Annotated in this window: 19 protein-coding genes; 13 read left to right on the plus strand and 6 right to left on the minus strand. The window is 61.0% G+C overall.

Going from position 1 to position 19,820, the window contains the following annotated elements; all coding sequences use genetic code 11:
- The first annotated feature begins 138 nt into the window (after nt 1–138).
- From rpoE to pdxJ, 10 genes are all read left to right on the plus strand, one after another.
- Nucleotides 139–720, plus strand: a complete 582-nt coding sequence (gene rpoE, locus DJ563_RS26400) for an RNA polymerase sigma factor RpoE (protein ID WP_003252049.1) — start codon at nt 139–141, stop codon at nt 718–720.
- Nucleotides 721–751: 31 nt separating this feature from the next.
- Nucleotides 752–1,348 carry a sigma-E factor negative regulatory protein gene (locus tag DJ563_RS26405; RefSeq protein WP_033702715.1) on the plus strand — a complete coding sequence of 199 codons (597 nt, stop codon included), beginning with the start codon at nt 752–754 and terminating at the stop codon, nt 1,346–1,348.
- Nucleotides 1,349–1,356: 8 nt separating this feature from the next.
- Complete coding sequence (locus tag DJ563_RS26410; protein WP_274098037.1) at nt 1,357–2,322, plus strand: MucB/RseB C-terminal domain-containing protein; 966 nt, start codon at nt 1,357–1,359, stop codon at nt 2,320–2,322.
- Between the two features lie 209 nt (nt 2,323–2,531).
- Nucleotides 2,532–3,932, plus strand: a complete 1,401-nt coding sequence (locus DJ563_RS26415; protein WP_371856416.1) for a DegQ family serine endoprotease — start codon at nt 2,532–2,534, stop codon at nt 3,930–3,932.
- A gap of 272 nt (nt 3,933–4,204) precedes the next feature.
- A complete protein-coding gene (gene lepA, locus DJ563_RS26420; RefSeq protein ID WP_033702712.1) occupies nt 4,205–6,004 on the plus strand; it encodes a translation elongation factor 4 in 1,800 nt (599 codons plus the stop codon).
- 5 nt (nt 6,005–6,009) lie between these two features.
- On the plus strand, nt 6,010–6,864 hold the full coding sequence (gene lepB / locus DJ563_RS26425) for a signal peptidase I (RefSeq protein ID WP_274098039.1): 855 nt from the start codon (nt 6,010–6,012) through the stop codon (nt 6,862–6,864).
- Between the two features lie 161 nt (nt 6,865–7,025).
- Nucleotides 7,026–7,715 (plus strand): ribonuclease III, encoded by a 690-nt coding sequence (gene rnc, locus DJ563_RS26430; protein WP_033702710.1) that lies wholly within the window; start codon nt 7,026–7,028, stop codon nt 7,713–7,715.
- Entirely contained in the window at nt 7,708–8,610 is a 903-nt protein-coding gene (era, locus tag DJ563_RS26435; protein WP_027594149.1) for a GTPase Era, read from the plus strand. The genes rnc and era overlap by 8 nt, the downstream gene beginning before the upstream one ends.
- 53 nt (nt 8,611–8,663) lie before the next feature.
- Nucleotides 8,664–9,347 carry a DNA repair protein RecO gene (recO, locus tag DJ563_RS26440; protein ID WP_274098040.1) on the plus strand — a complete coding sequence of 228 codons (684 nt, stop codon included), beginning with the start codon at nt 8,664–8,666 and terminating at the stop codon, nt 9,345–9,347.
- Between the two features lie 61 nt (nt 9,348–9,408).
- Nucleotides 9,409–10,131 carry a pyridoxine 5'-phosphate synthase gene (pdxJ, locus tag DJ563_RS26445; protein WP_156310258.1) on the plus strand — a complete coding sequence of 241 codons (723 nt, stop codon included), beginning with the start codon at nt 9,409–9,411 and terminating at the stop codon, nt 10,129–10,131.
- 74 nt (nt 10,132–10,205) lie between these two features.
- Here pdxJ and DJ563_RS26450 read toward each other — a convergent pair whose 3' ends face one another.
- Together DJ563_RS26450 and DJ563_RS26455 are read right to left on the minus strand one after the other, a co-directional pair.
- On the minus strand, nt 10,206–11,585 hold the full coding sequence (locus DJ563_RS26450) for a heavy metal sensor histidine kinase (protein ID WP_274098041.1): 1,380 nt from the start codon (nt 11,583–11,585) through the stop codon (nt 10,206–10,208).
- Complete coding sequence (locus DJ563_RS26455; RefSeq protein WP_033702706.1) at nt 11,582–12,256, minus strand: heavy metal response regulator transcription factor; 675 nt, start codon at nt 12,254–12,256, stop codon at nt 11,582–11,584. The genes DJ563_RS26450 and DJ563_RS26455 overlap by 4 nt, the downstream gene beginning before the upstream one ends.
- Nucleotides 12,257–12,505: 249 nt before the next feature.
- Between DJ563_RS26455 and DJ563_RS26460 the strand changes: the two genes are divergently transcribed.
- Complete coding sequence (locus DJ563_RS26460; RefSeq protein ID WP_033702705.1) at nt 12,506–12,709, plus strand: hypothetical protein; 204 nt, start codon at nt 12,506–12,508, stop codon at nt 12,707–12,709.
- Nucleotides 12,710–12,776: 67 nt separating this feature from the next.
- Here DJ563_RS26460 and cmoB read toward each other — a convergent pair whose 3' ends face one another.
- Nucleotides 12,777–13,733, minus strand: a complete 957-nt coding sequence (gene cmoB / locus DJ563_RS26465; RefSeq protein WP_434518582.1) for a tRNA 5-methoxyuridine(34)/uridine 5-oxyacetic acid(34) synthase CmoB — start codon at nt 13,731–13,733, stop codon at nt 12,777–12,779.
- On the minus strand, nt 13,730–14,473 hold the full coding sequence (gene cmoA, locus DJ563_RS26470) for a carboxy-S-adenosyl-L-methionine synthase CmoA (protein ID WP_434518583.1): 744 nt from the start codon (nt 14,471–14,473) through the stop codon (nt 13,730–13,732). The genes cmoB and cmoA overlap by 4 nt, the downstream gene beginning before the upstream one ends.
- A 253-nt stretch (nt 14,474–14,726) precedes the next feature.
- On the opposite strand from cmoA, the gene DJ563_RS26475 reads away from it, so the two are divergent.
- Nucleotides 14,727–15,911, plus strand: coding sequence for an alpha-xenorhabdolysin family binary toxin subunit A (locus DJ563_RS26475; protein WP_434518584.1), 1,185 nt, complete (start codon nt 14,727–14,729; stop codon nt 15,909–15,911).
- Nucleotides 15,912–15,937: 26 nt separating this feature from the next.
- Nucleotides 15,938–16,849, plus strand: coding sequence for an alpha-xenorhabdolysin family binary toxin subunit B (locus DJ563_RS26480; RefSeq protein ID WP_434518585.1), 912 nt, complete (start codon nt 15,938–15,940; stop codon nt 16,847–16,849).
- A 7-nt stretch (nt 16,850–16,856) separates the two neighbouring features.
- Here DJ563_RS26480 and DJ563_RS26485 read toward each other — a convergent pair whose 3' ends face one another.
- Together DJ563_RS26485 and lon are read right to left on the minus strand one after the other, a co-directional pair.
- Nucleotides 16,857–17,249, minus strand: coding sequence for a protease inhibitor I42 family protein (locus tag DJ563_RS26485; RefSeq protein ID WP_434518586.1), 393 nt, complete (start codon nt 17,247–17,249; stop codon nt 16,857–16,859).
- A gap of 114 nt (nt 17,250–17,363) precedes the next feature.
- A complete protein-coding gene (lon, locus tag DJ563_RS26490; RefSeq protein WP_434518587.1) occupies nt 17,364–19,784 on the minus strand; it encodes an endopeptidase La in 2,421 nt (806 codons plus the stop codon).
- Nucleotides 19,785–19,820 lie beyond the last annotated feature (36 nt).

Consider the following 19,820-nt stretch of genomic DNA (forward strand, 5'->3'; position numbering starts at 1 on the left):
GCGTCTTCCGTGCGAGCCGACCAAGGGCTGCAGGAAACTTGCTTGGAGGGGAGAACTTTTGCGCAAAGCCCGAGTCTATGTTTGCAAGCCTGAACGATGGCTGTTGCAGCGCTCCTTCGAGTTCACTGAGGAGTGTTCATGCTAACCCAGGAAGAGGATCAGCAGCTTGTCGAGCGCGTACAGCGTGGAGACAGGCGAGCGTTCGATCTGTTGGTGCTGAAGTATCAGCACAAGATTCTCGGGTTGATCGTGCGGTTCGTTCACGATACCCACGAGGCCCAGGATGTGGCGCAGGAAGCCTTTATCAAGGCCTACCGTGCGCTTGGCAATTTCCGCGGAGACAGTGCGTTTTATACCTGGCTGTACCGCATCGCCATCAACACGGCGAAGAACTACCTGGTGTCCCGTGGAAGACGGCCACCAGACAGCGATGTCAGCTCCGAGGATGCGGAGTTTTACGACGGCGATCATGGTCTCAAGGATCTCGAGTCCCCAGAGCGCTCGTTGTTGCGGGATGAAATCGAAGGCACTGTCCATCGCACCATCCAGCAACTGCCCGAAGACCTGCGCACGGCGTTGACCCTGCGTGAGTTCGACGGACTGAGTTACGAAGACATTGCCAGTGTCATGCAATGTCCGGTGGGTACCGTGCGCTCTCGAATCTTCCGCGCTCGGGAGGCCATAGATAAAGCCCTGCAGCCGTTGTTGCAGGAAACCTGAGACAGCGGCTACAGCCAAGAGAGGAACCGCCATGAGTCGTGAAGCGTTGCAGGAATCGCTGTCCGCGGTAATGGATAACGAAGCGGACGAACTGGAATTACGTCGGGTACTGAGTGCCGTCGACGATGCCGAAACCCGGGCTACCTGGTCGCGTTACCAGGTAGCCCGCGCAGCGATGCACAAGGAACTGCTGCTGCCAAACCTCGATATCGCCTCGGCGGTGTCTGCAGCATTGGCCGACGAAGCGGTACCGGCCAAGGTCAAGAAGGGCCCATTGCGCAGCATCGGCCGGCTGGCAGTTGCCGCCTCGGTGACGATCGCAGTGCTGGCGGGTGTACGCATGTACAACCAGGACGAGATCACCGGTGCCGAGCTGGCTTCCCAGCAACCTGCACAGCAGGGGCTGAGCGTGCCACAAACTCAGGGCCCGGCTGTATTGGCAGGCTATAGTGAAAGCAGTGAGCAACCGACCGGGCCGATGGCTAACGGCGTGCTGCAGAACCAGGCCGGCTGGGATCAGCGTCTGCCAGGCTACCTGCGCCAGCATGCCCAGGAATCCGCGCTCAAGGGCAACGAAACCGCTCTGCCTTACGCCCGCGCCGCTAGCCTGGATAACCCCGTTAAGTAAGGAGGATCATGCGCGCGCTACCTCTCTTGTCGCTGCTGATAGGCAGCTGCATGACGGTGCCAGCGTTGGCGGCCAACTCTTCGCCCGAGGCGAGTGAGTGGCTGAACAAGCTGGCACAGGCCGAGCAGAAGCAGAGCTACCAAGGCTCTTTCGTCTACGAACGCAACGGCAGCTTTTCTTCCCACGATATCTGGCACAAGGTTCAGGACGGCAAGGTCAGCGAGCGGCTTCTGCAGCTCGACGGCGCCGCCCAGGAAATCGTGCGCGTGGACGGCAAGGTGGAATGCGTCAGTGGTGCCTTGGTCAGTGGCGTGAAGACGCCGCCCGATGCCGCGCCGCGTGTGCTCGATCCACTCAAGTTGATGGGCTGGTATGACCTTAGCCTGGCGGGCAAGTCTCGTGTCGCTGGGCGCGATGCGGTGATCGTCACGCTCACCCCGCGCGACCAGCACCGTTACGCTTTCGAATTGCATCTGGACCGCCGTACCGGCTTGCCCCTGCGCTCGTTGATGCTCAACGACAAAGGCCAGTTGCTCGAGCGCTTCCAGATGACCCGCCTGGATACCGATGACCTGCCTGCCGATGAAGACTTGCGCGCCAGTGCCGCCTGCAAGCCGGTGGAGCATCGCGCCACAACCACGCAAGAAGCGGTCGCTGGCTGGCGTTCGGACTGGCTGCCGCCGGGTTTCGAGCTGGTCAACAGCTCGGTACGCCGCGACCCAGCCCGCAACAGCTCGGTCACCAGCTTGATGTATGACGATGGCCTGGCTCGTGTATCGGTATTCGTCGAACCGGTCAACGACAACTCTGGCATCGACACGCGCGTCCAGTTGGGCCCGACCGTAGCGGTATCGCGCCGTCTCAATACCCCCAAAGGCAAGGTCCTGGTCACCGTGGTAGGTGAAATACCCCTGGGTACCGCAGAGCGCATTGCGCTGTCGATGCGGGCTCAGGATGCCCAGGCGCGGCAATGATGGCGTGCTTTTTTCAGGCGGTTTATGGCGTGAGAGACCTGCCTCTGAAATGAAATTTAAGCATTGTCATTTGCATTCTTTCGGCAAATTTTCTATAGGTCAGGCTTCTTGGAGCCTGGCCTTTCCTGCTTGTGCAGGGGCCTTACGCTAACCACGCTCGTTGTGACGGGAGCCGTATGTCAATACCACGCTTGAAACCCTACCTATCGATGTTCGCCGCCGTGCTGATGCTCGGCCAGGTGCTCACCGCCCAGGCCGAGGAAGCCCTGCCGGACTTCACCACGCTGGTCGAGCAGGCCTCGCCGGCCGTGGTCAACATCAGTACCAAGCAGAAGTTGCCGGACCGCCGCATCGCCGCAGGGCAGATGCCGGACCTCGAAGGCTTGCCGCCGATGTTCCGCGAGTTCTTCGAGCGCAACATGCCGCAGCAACCCCGCTCGCCGCGTGGTGATCGCCAGCGCGAAGCGCAGTCGCTGGGCTCGGGCTTCATCATTTCCAGCGATGGCTACGTGCTGACCAACAACCATGTGGTGGCCGACGCCGACGAGATCATCGTCCGCCTGTCGGACCGCAGCGAACTGCAGGCCAAGCTGGTCGGCACCGACCCGCGCACCGACGTGGCGCTGCTCAAGGTCGAAGGCAAGAACCTGCCGACCGTCAAGCTGGGTGACTCCGAGAAGCTCAAGGTAGGCGAGTGGGTGCTGGCCATCGGTTCGCCGTTCGGCTTCGACCACTCGGTGACCAAAGGCATCGTCAGCGCCAAGGGGCGCACGCTGCCAAACGATACCTATGTGCCGTTCATCCAGACTGACGTGGCCATCAACCCGGGTAACTCCGGCGGCCCGCTGTTCAACATGAATGGCGAGGTCGTGGGTATCAACTCGCAGATCTTCACCCGCTCTGGCGGTTTCATGGGCCTGTCGTTTGCTATCCCGATCGATGTGGCCATCGACGTCTCCAACCAGCTGAAAAAAGACGGCAAGGTCAGCCGTGGCTGGCTGGGCGTGGTCATTCAGGAGGTCAACAAGGACCTGGCTGAATCCTTTGGCCTCGACAAGCCGGCCGGTGCCCTGGTAGCCCAGGTGCTGGAAGACGGCCCGGCAGCCAAGGGTGGCCTGCAGGTGGGTGATGTGATTCTGAGCATGAACGGCCAGCCGATCGTCATGTCGGCCGACCTGCCGCACCTGGTTGGCAGCCTCAAGGATGGCGACAAGGCCAAGCTCGAGATCATTCGCAACGGCAAGCGTCAGAATCTGGACGTCAGCGTCGGCGCACTGCCGGACGATGACGCCGACATCGGTACAGGCGCTGAAGGCAGTGCCGAGCGCAGCAGCAACCGGCTGGGTGTTTCCGTCGCCGACCTTAGCGCCGAGCAGAAGAAAGCTCTGGAGCTCAAGGGCGGCGTGGTCATCAAGGAAGTTCAGGATGGCCCGGCAGCGTTGATCGGCCTGCGCCCGGGTGACGTCATCAGCCACCTGAACAACCAGGCAATCGGCTCGGCCAAGGAATTCACCGAGATTGCCAAGGACTTGCCGAAGAACCGTTCGGTGTCCATGCGCGTGCTGCGTCAGGGGCGTGCAAGCTTCATTACCTTCAAGCTGGCTGAATAAGCTGGCCATCGGGTAGGAAAAGGGCAGCCAGGGCTGCCCTTTTTCATGAAATAGGCGTGGGTCATGTGCTGTACCTACCGCCGGCAAGCCGGCTTTCACGGGTACTCCGCTGGTTTCAGGCGTGTTGCTGTCGCTTTGGGTACCGGCTTGCCAGCGACAGGGCCCATTCAGACAGCCGATCAGGAATCTCCCATATCCCTGCTGCTTGAGGTACAATTCCCGGCTATTTTTCGGCGGGCGTCCCGGCTCGCAGCCTTTTCGAGTGTTGACCCGTGAGTGATTTGAGTCATATCCGCAATTTCTCCATCATCGCCCACATCGACCATGGCAAGTCGACGCTGGCCGACCGTTTCATTCAGATGTGCGGTGGCCTGTCTGCGCGCGAAATGGAAGCTCAGGTCCTTGACTCCATGGACCTGGAGCGCGAACGCGGGATCACCATCAAGGCCCACAGCGTCACGCTTCACTACAAGGCGCAAGACGGCAAGACCTACCAGCTGAACTTCATCGACACCCCCGGCCACGTCGACTTCACCTATGAAGTCTCGCGCTCGCTGGCCGCCTGTGAAGGCGCGCTGCTGGTGGTGGACGCCGGCCAAGGCGTCGAAGCCCAGTCCGTGGCCAACTGCTACACCGCCATTGAGCAAGGCCTCGAGGTCATGCCGGTGTTGAACAAGATGGACCTGCCCCAGGCTGACCCGGACCGCGTCAAGGACGAGATCGAGAAGATCATCGGCATCGACGCCACCGACGCCGTGGCCTGCAGTGCCAAGAGCGGCATGGGTGTCGACGAGGTGCTCGAGCGCCTGGTGCACACCATCCCCGCGCCCGTGGGCGAGATCGACGCGCCGCTGCAGGCGCTGATCATCGACTCCTGGTTCGACAACTACCTGGGCGTGGTCTCGCTGGTGCGCGTGCGCCAAGGCCGGGTCAAGAAGGGCGACAAGATCCTGGTCAAGTCCACCGGCAAGGTGCACCTGGTCGACAGCGTCGGCGTCTTTACCCCGAAACACACCCAGACCGCCGACCTCAAGGCCGGTGAAGTGGGCTTCATCATCGCCAGCATCAAAGACATTCACGGTGCACCGGTCGGTGACACCCTGACCCTGTCCTCGACCCCGGAAGTCGAAGTGCTCGCAGGCTTCAAGAAGATCCAGCCACAGGTCTATGCCGGCCTGTTCCCGGTCAGTTCCGAGGATTTCGAAGACTTCCGTGACGCCCTGCAAAAACTGACCCTCAACGATTCGTCGTTGCAGTACATGCCGGAAAGCTCCGACGCCCTGGGCTTCGGTTTCCGCTGCGGCTTCCTGGGCATGCTGCACATGGAGATCATCCAGGAGCGCCTGGAGCGCGAGTACGACCTGGACCTGATCACCACCGCTCCTAGCGTGATCTACGAGCTCGAACTCAAGACCGGCGAAACCATCATCGTCGACAACCCGTCGAAGCTGCCGGACGTCTCGGCTGTCACCGACTTCCGCGAGCCGATCGTCACCGCGACCATCCTGGTGCCGCAGGAGCACCTGGGCAACGTCATCACCCTGTGCATCGAGAAGCGTGGCGTACAGCGCGACATGCAGTTCCTCGGCAGCCAGGTGCAGGTGCGTTACGACATGCCGATGAACGAGGTGGTGCTGGACTTCTTCGACCGCCTCAAGTCGACCAGTCGCGGATACGCTTCGCTGGACTATCATTTCGATCGCTACCAGTCGGCCAACCTGGTCAAGCTGGATGTACTGATCAACGGCGACAAGGTCGATGCCCTGGCCCTGATCGTGCACCGCGACAACGCGGCCTACAAAGGCCGTGCGTTGACCGAGAAGATGAAGGAACTGATCCCTCGGCAGATGTTCGATGTGGCGATCCAGGCAGCCATCGGCGGCCAGATCATCGCGCGGACAACTGTCAAGGCGCTCAGAAAGAACGTACTGGCCAAGTGCTACGGTGGTGACGTCAGCCGTAAGAAGAAACTGCTGGAGAAGCAGAAGGCCGGTAAGAAACGCATGAAGCAGGTCGGCAACGTGGAAATTCCACAAGAAGCCTTCCTCGCCGTGCTCAGGTTGGATAGCTAGGTCCTATGTCGCTAAATTTCCCGCTGTTGCTAGTCATCGCCGTAGCCGTCTGCGGCCTGTTGGGCTTGATCGACCTGCTGTTCCTGGCCCCGCGCCGGCGAACGGCAATCGCCAATTATCAGGGCAGCGTCCGCCAGCCCGAGATGGCGGTGGTCGAGCGCCTGAACAAGGAGCCGCTGCTGGTCGAGTACGGCAAGTCGTTCTTCCCGGTGCTGTTCATCGTGCTGGTGCTGCGCTCGTTTCTGGTCGAGCCGTTCCAGATCCCTTCGGGGTCGATGAAACCGACCCTGGAAGTGGGCGACTTCATCCTGGTGAACAAGTTCTCCTATGGCATTCGCCTGCCGGTGATCGACAAGAAGGTCATCGAGGTGGGTGACCCGCAACGCGGTGATGTGATGGTGTTCCGCTACCCAAGCGACCCGAACGTCAACTACATCAAGCGTGTGGTCGGCCTGCCGGGCGACCAGATCCGCTACACCAATGACAAGCGGTTGTACGTCAATGGTCAGCCGATTGCCGAGCAACTGGTGGGCACCGAGCCGGGCACCTTGGGCAGCGCCGAGCTGTACAAGGAGAAGCTGGGCGAGGCCGAGCACCTGATCCGCAAGGAGATGAGCCGTTATCGCATGCCGCCGGACCAGCAATGGACCGTACCGGCCGGCCACTACTTCATGATGGGCGACAACCGCGACAACTCCAACGATAGCCGCTACTGGGATGATCCGAACATTCCCAAGGAACTGCACGGCATGGTTCCGGACCGGAACATTGTCGGCAAGGCCTTCGCGGTCTGGATGAGCTGGCCAGAGCCCAAGCTCAGCCACCTGCCCAACCTGTCGCGGGTCGGCCTGATCCATTGATACCCTTCGGCGCTGTCCAGCAGACAGCGCCGAATGCATTTCTGACATAGGCTGTGTTCTCAGGGATCGAGAGATGCGTCGCGTGCAGCGGCGGACCACAGCCAAACAGTCTTTCAGGATGTTGATTTGAACAACGCGTTGAACAACCAACGGGTGGCCGCATGACTGCTTCCCTTGCCACTCTGGAGCGAAAGCTCGGATACACTTTCAAGGATCAGGACCAGATGCTTCTGGCCCTGACCCATCGCAGCTACGCCGGGCGCAATAACGAGCGCCTGGAGTTTCTTGGCGACGCCATTCTCAACTTCGTGGCGGGCGAGGCGCTGTTCGAGCGCTTTCCGCAGGCCCGCGAAGGCCAACTGTCGCGCTTGCGTGCCCGCCTGGTCAAGGGTGAAACCCTGGCCCGTCTGGCCCGGGGCTTTGACCTGGGCGAATACCTGCGCCTGGGTTCTGGTGAGCTTAAAAGCGGCGGTTTCCGCCGTGAATCGATCCTGGCCGATGCCCTGGAGGCGCTGATTGGCGCCATCTACCTGGACGCGGACATGCAGACCGCTCGGGAGCGTGTGCTGGCCTGGCTGGCCGATGAGTTCGAAAGCCTGACCCTGGTCGACACCAACAAGGACCCCAAGACCCGCCTGCAGGAGTTTCTGCAGTCGCGCAGCTGTGAGCTGCCGCGTTACGAGGTGGTGGACATCCAGGGCGAACCGCACTGCCGGACCTTCTTCGTCGAATGCGAAGTGGTTCTGCTGAACAACAAGAGCCGTGGTCAGGGTGTGAGCCGGCGAATCGCCGAGCAAGTCGCCGCCGCGGCTGCACTGATCGCCCTGGGCGTGGAGAATGGCAATGACTGATAACAATCCGACCCGCTGCGGCTACGTGGCCATTGTCGGCCGCCCCAACGTGGGCAAGTCGACCTTGCTCAACCACATCCTCGGCCAGAAGCTGGCGATCACCTCGCGCAAGCCACAGACCACCCGCCACAACATGCTCGGCATCAAGACCGAAGGTGATGTGCAGGCGATCTACGTCGATACGCCGGGTATGCACAAGGCCAACGACAAGGCCCTGAACCGTTACATGAACCGTAACGCTTCGGCTGCCCTGAAAGACGTCGATGTGGTGATCTTCGTGGTCGACCGCACCCGCTGGACCGACGAGGACCAGTTGGTGCTCGAGCGCGTGCAGTACGTCAGTGGCCCGGTCATCCTGGCGGTCAACAAGACCGATCGTCTGGAAGAAAAAGCCGATCTGATCCCGCACCTGCAATGGCTCCAGGAGCAACTGCCGAACGCGGAAGTGGTGCCGATCTCCGCCCAGCAGGGGCATAACCTCGAGGCACTGGAAGGGCTGATCGCCAAGCATTTGCCCGAGAACGAGCATTTCTTCCCGGAAGACCAGATCACCGACCGCAGCAGCCGTTTCCTGGCGGCCGAGCTGGTGCGCGAGAAGATCATGCGTCAGTTGGGTGCGGAGCTGCCGTACCAGATCACCGTGGAAATCGAAGAGTTCAAGCAGCAGGGGCATGTGTTGCACATCCATGCGCTGATCCTGGTCGAACGTGATGGCCAGAAGAAGATCATCATCGGTGACAAGGGCGAGCGTATCAAACGCATTGGCTCCGATGCGCGCAAAGATATGGAAGTGCTGTTCGACGCCAAGGTCATGCTCAACCTCTGGGTCAAGGTCAAGGGCGGCTGGTCCGACGATGAGCGCGCCCTGCGCTCGCTGGGCTACGGCGACCTGTAACCCCTCCAGCGGCCCGGATCTCTCCGGGCCGCTCTGCTTTCGGGCCACTCCCCATGGAACAACCAGTCGGCCAGCCGGCCTATGTGCTGCACAGTCGTGCCTACAAGGAAACCAGCGCACTGGTGGACTTCCTCACGCCGCAAGGTCGAGTGCGGGCCGTGCTGCGCCGGGCGCGAGGCAAAGGGGGCAGCCTGGTACGGCCGTTCGTGCCGCTGGAGGTGGAGCTGCGCGGGCGCGGTGAGCTGAAGAATGTCGGCCGCCTGGATGCCCTCGGTATCGCCGCCTGGCTGCATGGCGATGCACTGTTCAGCGGGCTGTACCTCAACGAGCTGCTCATGCGTTTGCTGCCGGCCGAAGCCCCACACCCGGCGCTGTTCGAACACTACACCCTGACCTTGCAGGCCTTGGCCGCCGGGCGCCCACTGGAGCCGCTGCTGCGTTCCTTCGAATGGCGCCTGCTGGACGAACTCGGCTATGCGTTTTCGTTGCAGCATGACGTCAACGAGACGCCGATCGATGCCGATGGGCGTTATCGTTTGCGCGTGGATGCCGGGCTGGAGCGGGTCGAGTTAGTGCAGCCCGGCCTGTTCCAGGGTGCCGAGCTGCTGGCCCTGGCTGAAGCAGACTGGGAAGCCCCAGGTGCCTTGCTTGCGGCCAAACGGCTGATGCGCCAGGCACTGGCTGTTCACCTGGGCCCTAAACCACTGGTCAGTCGGGAACTGTTTCGCAAGCGCTGATCCCGTCGTATGCTGTGTGGCTAAATCTTCAGGAGAGCCTTTCGTGACTCACAGCAACCGCATGCTTCTCGGCGTAAACATCGACCACGTGGCGACGCTGCGCCAGGCCCGGGGCACGCGTTACCCTGACCCGGTCAAGGCTGCCCTGGACGCCGAAGAGGCGGGTGCCGACGGCATCACCGTGCACCTGCGCGAAGACCGCCGGCATATTCAGGAACGCGACGTGGTGGTGCTCAAGGATGTGCTGCAGACGCGCATGAACTTCGAGATGGGCGTTACCGAAGAGATGATGGCGTTCGCCGAGAAGATTCGCCCGGCACACATCTGCCTGGTGCCCGAGACCCGTCAGGAGCTGACCACCGAAGGCGGCCTGGACGTGGCGGGGCAGGAGGCGCGGATTAAGGCCGCCGTCGAGCGCCTGGCGCGCACCGGTGCCGAAGTGTCGCTGTTCATCGACGCCGACGAGCGCCAGATCGAAGCTTCACGCCGCGTGGGCGCCCCGGCCATCGAACTGCACACCGGCCGTTACGCCGATGCCCAGACGCCGACCGAAGTGGCTGAAGAGCTCAAGCGCATCGCTGACGGTGTGGCCTTTGGCGTGGCCCAGGGGCTGATCGTCAATGCCGGCCACGGCCTGCATTATCACAACGTCGAGGCGGTTGCTGCGATCAAGGGCATCAATGAGCTGAACATCGGCCATGCGTTGGTGGCCCATGCGCTGTTCGTCGGCTTCAAGGCGGCGGTGGCGGAGATGAAGGCGCTGATCGTAGCGGCGTCGCGCTGATCATAGGGCCTTTGTAGGAGCGCCCCGGCAAGGCCGCTCCTACATAGAGCGCGGCGACATTGCCAGGGCCATCGCTAACCCGGAAATATCAGACTGAACCGGGTCGGCCCTGCCGGGCTGCTCACGACCTCAACCCGCCCCCCATGCAATTGCATGATCGATTTCACAATTGCCAGCCCCAGGCCAGTGCCACCCTCCAGCCGAGAACGCCCGGCGCCCACGCGGTAAAAACGCTCGAACAACTGCGGCTGATGCTCTGCGGCAATGCCCACCCCCTGGTTCTCAACCCATACCCTGACATCGCCACCCTGGCGCTCGATACCCAGCTCTATGGGTTTGCCTGGCAGCGCATGCCGAATGGCATTGCTCAACAGGTTCGACAAGGCACGCTGGAACATCAGCCGATCACCCGATGCCGTGCCCCAACCACGGATGCGCAGTTCGATATCCTTGAACTCGGCGCTGATGGCGAACAGCTCGACCACCTGTGCCGTCTCATCCGCCAGTGCCAGGGGCTTGAGCGCCACCTGGGCCTGCGGCTGGCTGACCTGGGCGAGAAACAGCATGTCGTTGATGATGCGGTTGAGCCGGGTCAGCTCTTCGATACTGTCTTCCAGCACTTCCCGGTAATTGGCATTGTCGCGCTCACGGCTCAGGGTAACCTGGGCCTTGCCCATCAGGTTGCTCAAGGGCGTGCGCAGCTCATGGGCCAGGTCGTCGGAAAATTGCGACAGCTGGCTCACGCCCTGGTCGAGGCGGTCGAGCATCACGTTGATGCTTGTGGCCAACGCTGCCAACTCCTGCGGCAGGCCGGTAGCGGGCAAGCGGTGTTGCAGATCCTGGGCCGATACCTGCCCGGCAATGCGCCGGAAGTGCTGCAGGGGGGCCAGCCCGCGCTGCACCAGCCACCATGCAGCAGCGCCGATCAATATCAGCAGCAAAGGCAAGACCAGCACGGTAGAACGCAGGTAAGCCTGAAGCAGTGCGTTGTCGTCGGCGCGGTCGAGCGACATCATCACCCGTACCGGGGTGTCGTCGCGCAAGCGCATCTGACGTGTCGCAGTCAGCATCTGCTTGCCACGGCTGTCGCGCCATTCGTGGAAGGCCAGGCGCGCACCAGTCTGCAGTTCGCCCACGCGCGACTCCAGTGCCGGCCCCAGGCTGAGCAGGTGCGGATGGCGGCCTTCGAGGGCCAGCACGCTGAGGCTGAGGTTGTCGTGCCCCATCACCAGGTCAAGCAGAGGGTGGGCGCGGCTGCCCAGGTCTTCGCTGCGCAGGTCGACCCTCAGGTTGTGCTCGACCTGCAGCATCTTGCGCGCCAGGTCTTTGCGCGCGCGGCTGTCCAGTTCGTGATCCAGGGCAACCACGGCCAGGCAGGCCAACAGCAGCACCAGCACCGCCCCCATCAGCGTGACGCTCAGGCCCAGGCGCAGCGACAGGCTGGCATTCTTCAAAACCGTGCCTCGAGTACGTAGCCGACGCCGCGCAAGGTGTGGATCAGCTTGTCATCGAAGGGGTCGTCGATCTTCGCCCGCAGGCGGCGGATCGAGACTTCGACCACATTGGTGTCACAGTCGAAGTTCATGTCCCACACCAACGAGATGATTTGCGTGCGTGACAGCACCTCGCCGGTCTGGCGCATCAGCAGGTGCAGCAAGGCGAACTCCTTGGCGGTCAGGTCGATGCGCTGCCCTGCGCGGTAAGCACGATGGCGGCCAGGGTCCAGCTCCAGGTCGGCCACGCGCAGGGTGCTGGGTTGCAGTTGCTGGTCGTTGCGGCGCAGCAGGCTGCGGATTCGCGCCAGCAGCTCGGGGAATTCGAAGGGCTTGAGCAAGTAGTCATCGGCGCCCAGGTCCAGCCCTTTGACCCGGTCGGCCAGGCGGCCGTGGGCGGTCAGCATCATGATGCGCGTGGCGGATTCGGCGCGCAGACGCTGCAGTACGGTCCAGCCATCGAGCTCGGGCAAATTGACGTCGAGGATGACCAGGTCATAGGCCTGCTGGCGGGCCAGGTGCAGGCCGTCGGTGCCGGTATGGGCACAGTCGACCACGTAGCCGTTCTCGCGCAGGCCTTGCAGCAGGTAATCGGCGGTACGCAGCTCGTCCTCGATGATCAGTAGGCGCATAGGGGGCTCGCAGTGGTGAAAAGGGGGCGATTCTCGACCCTGTAGTGACATCAGGGTCAAGCGGCAGGATGTTACGGCATGAGAGAGGGGGAATTGCCTGGATAACGGATTTGTAATCCGCGCGTCATGCCGCTGCCTGGCAGGGGGGCACCCGGCCAGATTGCAGGACTGTAATGCCCGCCTCACCTTGGCGTTAGCTACGCCTCGCTAGGATGGCCCCATCTGAACGGTTACCACGAGGCAAGCACGATGAACCTGATCAAATACCTGCTGTTGGCAACCCTGGCCTTTGGCAGCGTCAGCGCCTATGCCGAAGGCGGCGCCGAGCGTTCCCGGCAGTTCTGGGAAGCGTTCCGTCAGGACCAGCAGCGCCTGCACGGTGACAAACAACAGGCCGTGGTGGAACGGGAGCGCACAGCGCAGCAAAAGGCCCGCGAGGTGGCCAAGGACTGACTTTACCCACCTGCGGCGCCATCGCTCCTCGTCGCAGGGATGTTCGGGCGCCCGTAGGGCGCCTTTTTTATTTGCGCGCTACCAGCGTCGCCCGGCGCGGCGCTGGCAGGCCTTCGATGGTGCGGCTGTGGTCGTTCGGGTCGAGGAAGTCGCTCAGCGACTGGTAGCGCATCCACTCCGTACTGCGCTGTTCGTCGATGCTGGTGACGCTGACGTCGACGCAGCGCACATCACTGAACCCGGCACGGCGCAACCAGCGCTCCAGGGCCGGCACCGAGGGCAGGTACCAGACGTTGCGCATCTGTGCGTAGCGGTCTTCGGGGACCAGCACCTGTTGCTCATCGCCTTCGACCACCAGCGTCTCCAGCACCAGCTCACCGCCTTTGACCAGGCAGTCCTTGAGCGCCAGCAAGTGCTCGATAGGGGAGCGGCGGTGGTAGAAGACGCCCATGGAAAACACGGTGTCGAAACCTTCCAGGTTGGCGGGCAGCTCTTCCAGGGCGAACGGCAAATGCCAGGCCGGCAGATCGGGCAAATACTGCTGCACCGCCTGGAACTGGCAGAAGAACAGCCAGTTGGGGTCGACCCCGACCACCATGTCGGCACCGGCGCCGAGCATGCGCCACTGGTAATAACCATTGCCGCAACCGACATCGAGTACGCGCTTGCCCTTGAGGTCCAGGTGCGGGCTGACCCGCGACCATTTCCAGTCCGAACGCCATTCGGTGTCCACATGCACGCCGAACAGGTCGAACGGCCCTTTGCGCCAGGGCGACAGGCCCATCAGCGCCTCACGCATCCGCGCGCGGGTCGTATCGTCGCAGTCGCAGTCCAGGCGCAGCCCGTTGACCAGGTCGATTTCGCTCGGTTGCACGGCGGGCAGGGCGTCGAGCGCGCCGCGCCAGCGGTCGAGGTCGCCGTGGCCTTTTTCCAGTTTGGCTTCCAGCTGTGCTTGCAGGCCTTGCGACCAGGAAGCCAGGGGCGTACCCGCCAGGCGGCGGACAAGGGGGGACAAATCGATCATGGCAGGGCTATCAGCGAGGCGAAATTAAGGCATTGGAACCACGGCACCACTTTCGAGAACCCGGCAGCGCGCAGGCGCGCCTTGTGGGTCTCCAGGGTGTCTGGCTTCATCACGTTTTCGATGGCGCTGCGCTTCTGGGCAATTTCCAGTTCGCTGTAGCCGTTGGCCCGTTTGAAGTCCAGGTGCAGTTCATTGAGCAGGGTCTGTTCGTCGTCGTCGGTAAAGTGCAGCTTTTCCGAGAGAATCAACGCGCCACCCGGCAACAGCGCTTGACGAATACGGCCAAGCAGTTCGAGGCGCTGATCGGGGGCGATGAACTGCAGGGTGAAGTTCATCGCCACCACCGAGGCCGGCTCGAAGGGCAGGGCGAGGATGTCGGCTTCCAGCACGTTGACTGGCAGCAACTCCTGGAACATCGAGTCCTGGGCCGTGAGGTACTGGCGGCAGCGTTCGACCATCGCCGCGGAGTTGTCGACGGCGATCACCCGGCAACCGTCATTGCGCACGTGGCGGCGCAATGACTGAGTGACGGCGCCCAGCGAGGCACCCAGGTCGTACAGCGTGCTGTTCGGCTGAGCGAAGCGTGCGGCCAGCACGCCGAGGTTCTCGACGATGGTCGGGTAGCCCGGCACCGAACGCTTGATCATGTCCGGGAATACGCGCACCACGTCTTCGTTGAAGGCGAAATCGGGTACCTGCTCCAGGGGGTGGGCGAAGAGGCGGTCGGGGGATTGGCTCACGGCAGACTCAGGCGTGGGTAATGAGGGGGCAATATTCTAGCGAAAAGTGTCTGCGGCTGCCTATTTATCGGACCGAAGTGGCAGAGGGGAGGGTGGAGGAGGGTGTTCCCCCATTCATTGATCCGTCCCTGCATGGCGACTTTTCCGGCACGTTATCGACAATGCCCTGACTTCAGTAATCAGCGGCCAGCGCTACTGTGTTTGAGTGGTTAATCTTGCTTGGAATACTTCATATCCGCCGTGGAGGCTTTATATGGGAAACAGTAGCGAAGAAGATGTGCCTCTCGTTCAAAGTAGTGACGCGCAGCCTGAACAGAAGCCATTTGAAGAGCTGACGGAAGAGGAACGGGCAATCCTGATACCCAGCCAGATATTTAAATTAAAGGAGAAAGAGCCAGCCTTTATTTTTAGTCGGGAGAATCTGAGGACGATCAAGCGTTATGAGAATGCGGTTCGCCAGTTGCCGACGCCTGCCCAAGTTTCAGAAATCGGGGCGCTGTCTGTTCTCGGTCTTGAAGCAGAGGACGTCAATGTATTTTTCAGTAATCTGCGTGCGCACGTAAATACTTGGGATGGCGTTGAAGATTCATGCAAAACTATGGGGGCTGATCTGCAGGTATTTGCTGAGAGTCTGATCCGGGACGGCGTCAGTCTTATAGCAATCATCAAGAGCCTCGACTCGTGGGATTCTTTGCCAGAAGATCCCGCTGCGCTTGCGGCGCTCAAGCTTTCTGATGCCGAGGTTGAGAAATTTAATGAAGGTGTGGATACTTATCTGCAGCACATTACCGATGATATCGCCGATAAGCTAGACAGTATTCGGCAGGTCAAAAAGCTCATTGACCATTTTGGTGACACTATTACCAATAACTTGGATCCCATGGCCAAAAGTTTGATCGGTAACTTCGAAAGTCATGATGTTGCCGGCAAGCTGAAATCGATAGAAGATGAACTCGCCCTCCTGGATGACGACATTAAGCGGAAACTTGCAGAGTATAATGGCCTTGTCGGTACCGCTTTCTACGGCTTGGTTTTCGGGCCGATCGGGCTTTTAGTTACCGGCGGAATCTATGGCGCTCAAGCTGAAATCGTACGGGCCGAAAAAAACGAGCTGATCAAACGGCACGAGGACCTGTCCGTCACTAAAGATCTGTTGTTGGGGGGAGGGGTAAGCCAACTCGAAGGTGTCAAAGCTATTTTGAAAGATATGCAATTCAGGTTGGTGGATGTGAGTACGGCGACCAAAAATCTCGAAGATGTTTGGGTGTTGTTGGAGGCCTATGCAAAGAGCTCGCTAAGAAAAGTAAAAGGGGTGTCGACCCAGTTAGATCTTAAGCACTTTGCCACTGGCTTTGAACGGGTTATCACACCGTGGCGTGATATTCTAGGTATTACCAAGAAACTTTCTGAATTGTTCAATGAGACCCTGCGGGCTTAAGGAGCTTTGCTGTTATGGATAAGATAATGAATGAACTGCCCGATGTAAAAATCATGCTGCAGATCGAAACTCGGATTAAACATCTTTATTACAGTGAGTCCACTGCAATGCTGCCCGCCGTGCGTGAGCGCTTGCTGGATCTGGTCACCTTGGTCGAAGCCGGTAATGATGCTCTGCGCGAAAAAGCAGTGGGCAGCTTGGTCGCATTGAACCTCGACCTTGAGGGCGCGCTGTCGCCGCAGGATGAACAAGAATTGCTGCGTATCCGCCAAGACCTGCGTGCAGAAGCAAGCGAGGTTGTCGAGGCGATAGAGCGGGTAGGCGGGTACCGCTCACCGAATGTCATAGAAGATAAGCAAGCGCATGAGACTGATGTCGTGAATCAGCGGGATTGCATTGCAGAGATCGAGAAAACACTCGCCGACAAGACGGCAGAGCTGAAAGAGGTCGATGATCTGTTTCAGACAATCGGTCGGCCTTCTGTACGCAAGGCATTGCGCAACACCATTCCAGAGGAACGTGATATAGATACCGTGCTGAAAACGATCAAAGATCCCACGGTAAACCCAGAGCTGGTCAAGGTGGCCTTGAGCAACCTCAACAAGCACCTGGATCTGCTGGAGCAAGGCCGAAGGTTCGCCGATGTCATTGCGGCCAGGAAGAAACTTAGCGATGCCCGGGCCGACCAACAAAGAACGTTGGATCATCTTCAACAGCAACTGGAAAAGGCGGAGCACGAAGCTGGTCAGTTTGCCAGTGTGGCGGAGTTGCTCGAGAACCGCACACCCTGGTTGGAAGAAGCGGGCAAGTTCACCGATGCATGGCAGGTTCATTACAATGCATTGAGTGCTTCCACTACACCAGAAGCACTTGGGGCTGCGTTAGGGCAAGCACGCGATTACCTACTCGCCTTACGCCGGCGTTTCGAAGCGGTCTGAATTGCGTTCAATTCACCTTGATTGAACAATCAAACGTCTGCACGGGGCGCACTTCCGGCGCCCACGGCTGCTGATAGACCAACACCAGATGCCCTTCCCCAGCAGCGCGGGCTTCGAAGCGCCAGGAGGAAATACCCGCGCTGCCAACGATACCGGCGTCCTCGGGGGCGCTGTAAACCTCGGGGCCGAGGCTACGCAGTACATTCGAGGCTGGGTTCTGCACCAACCAGCGGTATCCGGTGGTGGGGTTGCTGGGCAGGGTCAGGGTCAGCGCCTGACCGACCTGCAGGCGCTTGGGGCATTCGCTTTCAGCGTCGAGTTGGACGGTTTGCCTGGGCTGCTGGGCGCAGGCAGTCAGCAGGGCGAGGCTAAGGGTAACGAGCAGACGAGGGGCGGCCATGTTTGGCTCCGAAGGCTGGCGATGGCCTGAGGATAACCGAACCACATGCGGATTTGTGCTACCTACCGGTAAAGGCCGCTTCGCGGTTCACGCCGCGAAGCGGCCTGCACAGAATCAGAACAGCACTTTCGCCACGTCGGCAAAGCGCTTGGCGAAATGCACCGTCAAGCCTTCGCGCAGGTAGTCGGGCAGTTCCTCGAAGTCGCCGCGGTTGGCCTCAGGCAGGATCAACTCGAAGATCTTCTGTCGCTTGGCGGCAATCACCTTCTCACGCACACCGCCAATCGGCAGCACCTGGCCGGTGAGGGTCAGTTCACCGGTCATCGCTACGCCTTTTTTCGGCGCTTGGTCGCGTGCCAGCGACAACAAGGCGCTGGCCATGGTAACCCCGGCGCTCGGGCCATCCTTGGGCGTGGCGCCCTCTGGCACGTGCAGGTGGATGAAGGCTTCGTTGAAATAGCCTGGGTCGCCACCAAACTGCTTGAGGTTGGAGCTGACATAGCTGTAGGCGATTTCGGCGGATTCCTTCATCACATCACCCAGTTTGCCAGTCAATTTGAAACCGCGGTTGAGGGTGTGAATGCGGGTGGCTTCGATCGGCAGCGTGGCGCCGCCCATGCTGGTCCAGGCCAGGCCGGTGATCACGCCCTTGCCGGCCAGTACCTGTTCGCTGCGGAACACCGGCATGCCGAGCGCGGCCTCCAGGTCCTTGCTGCCAATCTTGAGTTTGGTATCGGGGTTTTCCAGCAACTTGACCACAGCCTTGCGCACCAGTTTGCCCAGTTGTTTTTCCAGCTGCCGCACGCCGGCCTCGCGGGCATAGCCCTCGATCACGGTGCGCAGGGCACTGTCGCTGATGCTCAGGCTGGTCTTGGCTACGCCTGCCTTGTCCAACTGCTTGGGCCACAGATGGCGCTTGGCGATGGCCAGTTTTTCTTCGGTGATGTAGCCGGAGAGGCGGATCACTTCCATGCGGTCGAGCAAGGGCCCGGGGATCGAGTCGAGGGTGTTGGCGGTGCAGACGAACAGCACCTTGGACAGGTCCAGGCGCAGGTCGAGGTAGTGGTCAAGGAAGTCGACGTTCTGCTCGGGGTCGAGGGTTTCGAGCAGCGCCGAAGCCGGGTCGCCCTGGTAGCTCTGGCCCATCTTGTCGATCTCGTCGAGCATGATGACCGGGTTCATCACTTCGACATCTTTCAGCGCCTGCACCAGCTTGCCCGGTTGGGCGCCGATGTAGGTGCGGCGGTGGCCCTTGATTTCCGCTTCGTCGCGCATGCCGCCGACACTGAAGCGGTAGAACGGCCGGCCGAGCGATTCGGCGATGGACTTGCCGATACTCGTTTTGCCCACGCCGGGTGGGCCCACCAGCAGCACGATCGAGCCGCTGATCTCGCCTTTCCAGGCACCCACCGCGAGGAATTCGAGAATGCGTTCCTTGATGTCGTCAAGGCCTGCGTGGTGTTGGTCGAGCACCTTGCGGGCGTGCTTGAGGTCGAGCTTGTCCTTGCCGTAAACGCCCCACGGCAGGGCGGTGGCCCAGTCCAGGTAGTTGCGGGTCACGGCGTATTCCGGCGAGCCGGTCTCGAGGATCGACAGCTTGCCCATCTCTTCGTCGATGCGCTTCTGGGCCTGCGCGGGCAAGGTCTTGCCTTCCAGGCGCTGCTCGAACTGTTCGAGGTCGGCGCTGCGGTCGTCTTTGGTCAGGCCCAGCTCTTGCTGGATGACCTTGAGCTGTTCCTTGAGGAAGAACTCGCGCTGGTGTTCGCCGATCTGGCGATTGACCTCGGCCGAGATCTCGTTCTGCAGGCGCGCCACCTCGACCTCTTTGCGCAGCATTGGCAGCACCTTTTCCATGCGCTTGAGCATGGGCACGCAGTCGAGCACTTCCTGCAGCTGGGTGCCGGTGGCTGAGGTAAGGGCTGCGGCAAAGTCTGTCAGCGGCGAAGGGTCGTTGGGGCTGAAGCGGTTGAGGTAGTTTTTCAGCTCTTCGCTGTAAAGCGGGTTCAGCGGCAGCAGCTCTTTGATCGCATTGATCAGCGCCATGCCGTAGGCCTTGACCTCATCGGTCGGCTCGGCGGGTTGGCGCGGGTATTCCACCTCGACCAGGTAGGGCGGGCGATGGTGCTTGAGCCAGGTGCGGATGCGCACGCGGGTGAGGCCCTGGGCGACGAACTGCAGTTTGCCGTTTTCACGGCTGGCATGATGCACCTTGACCAAGGTGCCGTACTCCGGCAGCGCCGAGGTGTCGAAATGGCGGTGGTCTTCGGGCGGTGTGTCCATGAAGAACAGCGCCAGGCACTGGTCCGGGGTCTTGGCCACCAGGTCGAGGGTTTCGGCCCAGGGCTCTTCGTTGACGATCACCGGCAACACTTGGGCGGGGAAGAACGGGCGGTTGTGAATCGGGATCACGTAGACCTTGTCCGGCAACTGTTGGCCGGGCAGGGCGAGGGCGTGGCCGGGAACGGCCTGGGTGTCGGTATGCTCGACTTCGCTGTGTTCGTCGGGGTGTTCCGGGAAATCCTGCTGGTCGTTCATGGTGCACCTGCGTGAATGACTATGGTGCTTAGATGG

The sequence above is a fragment of the Pseudomonas sp. NFX1 genome, assembly GCF_051123555.1.
Taxonomy (GTDB): domain Bacteria; phylum Pseudomonadota; class Gammaproteobacteria; order Pseudomonadales; family Pseudomonadaceae; genus Aquipseudomonas; species Aquipseudomonas capeferrum.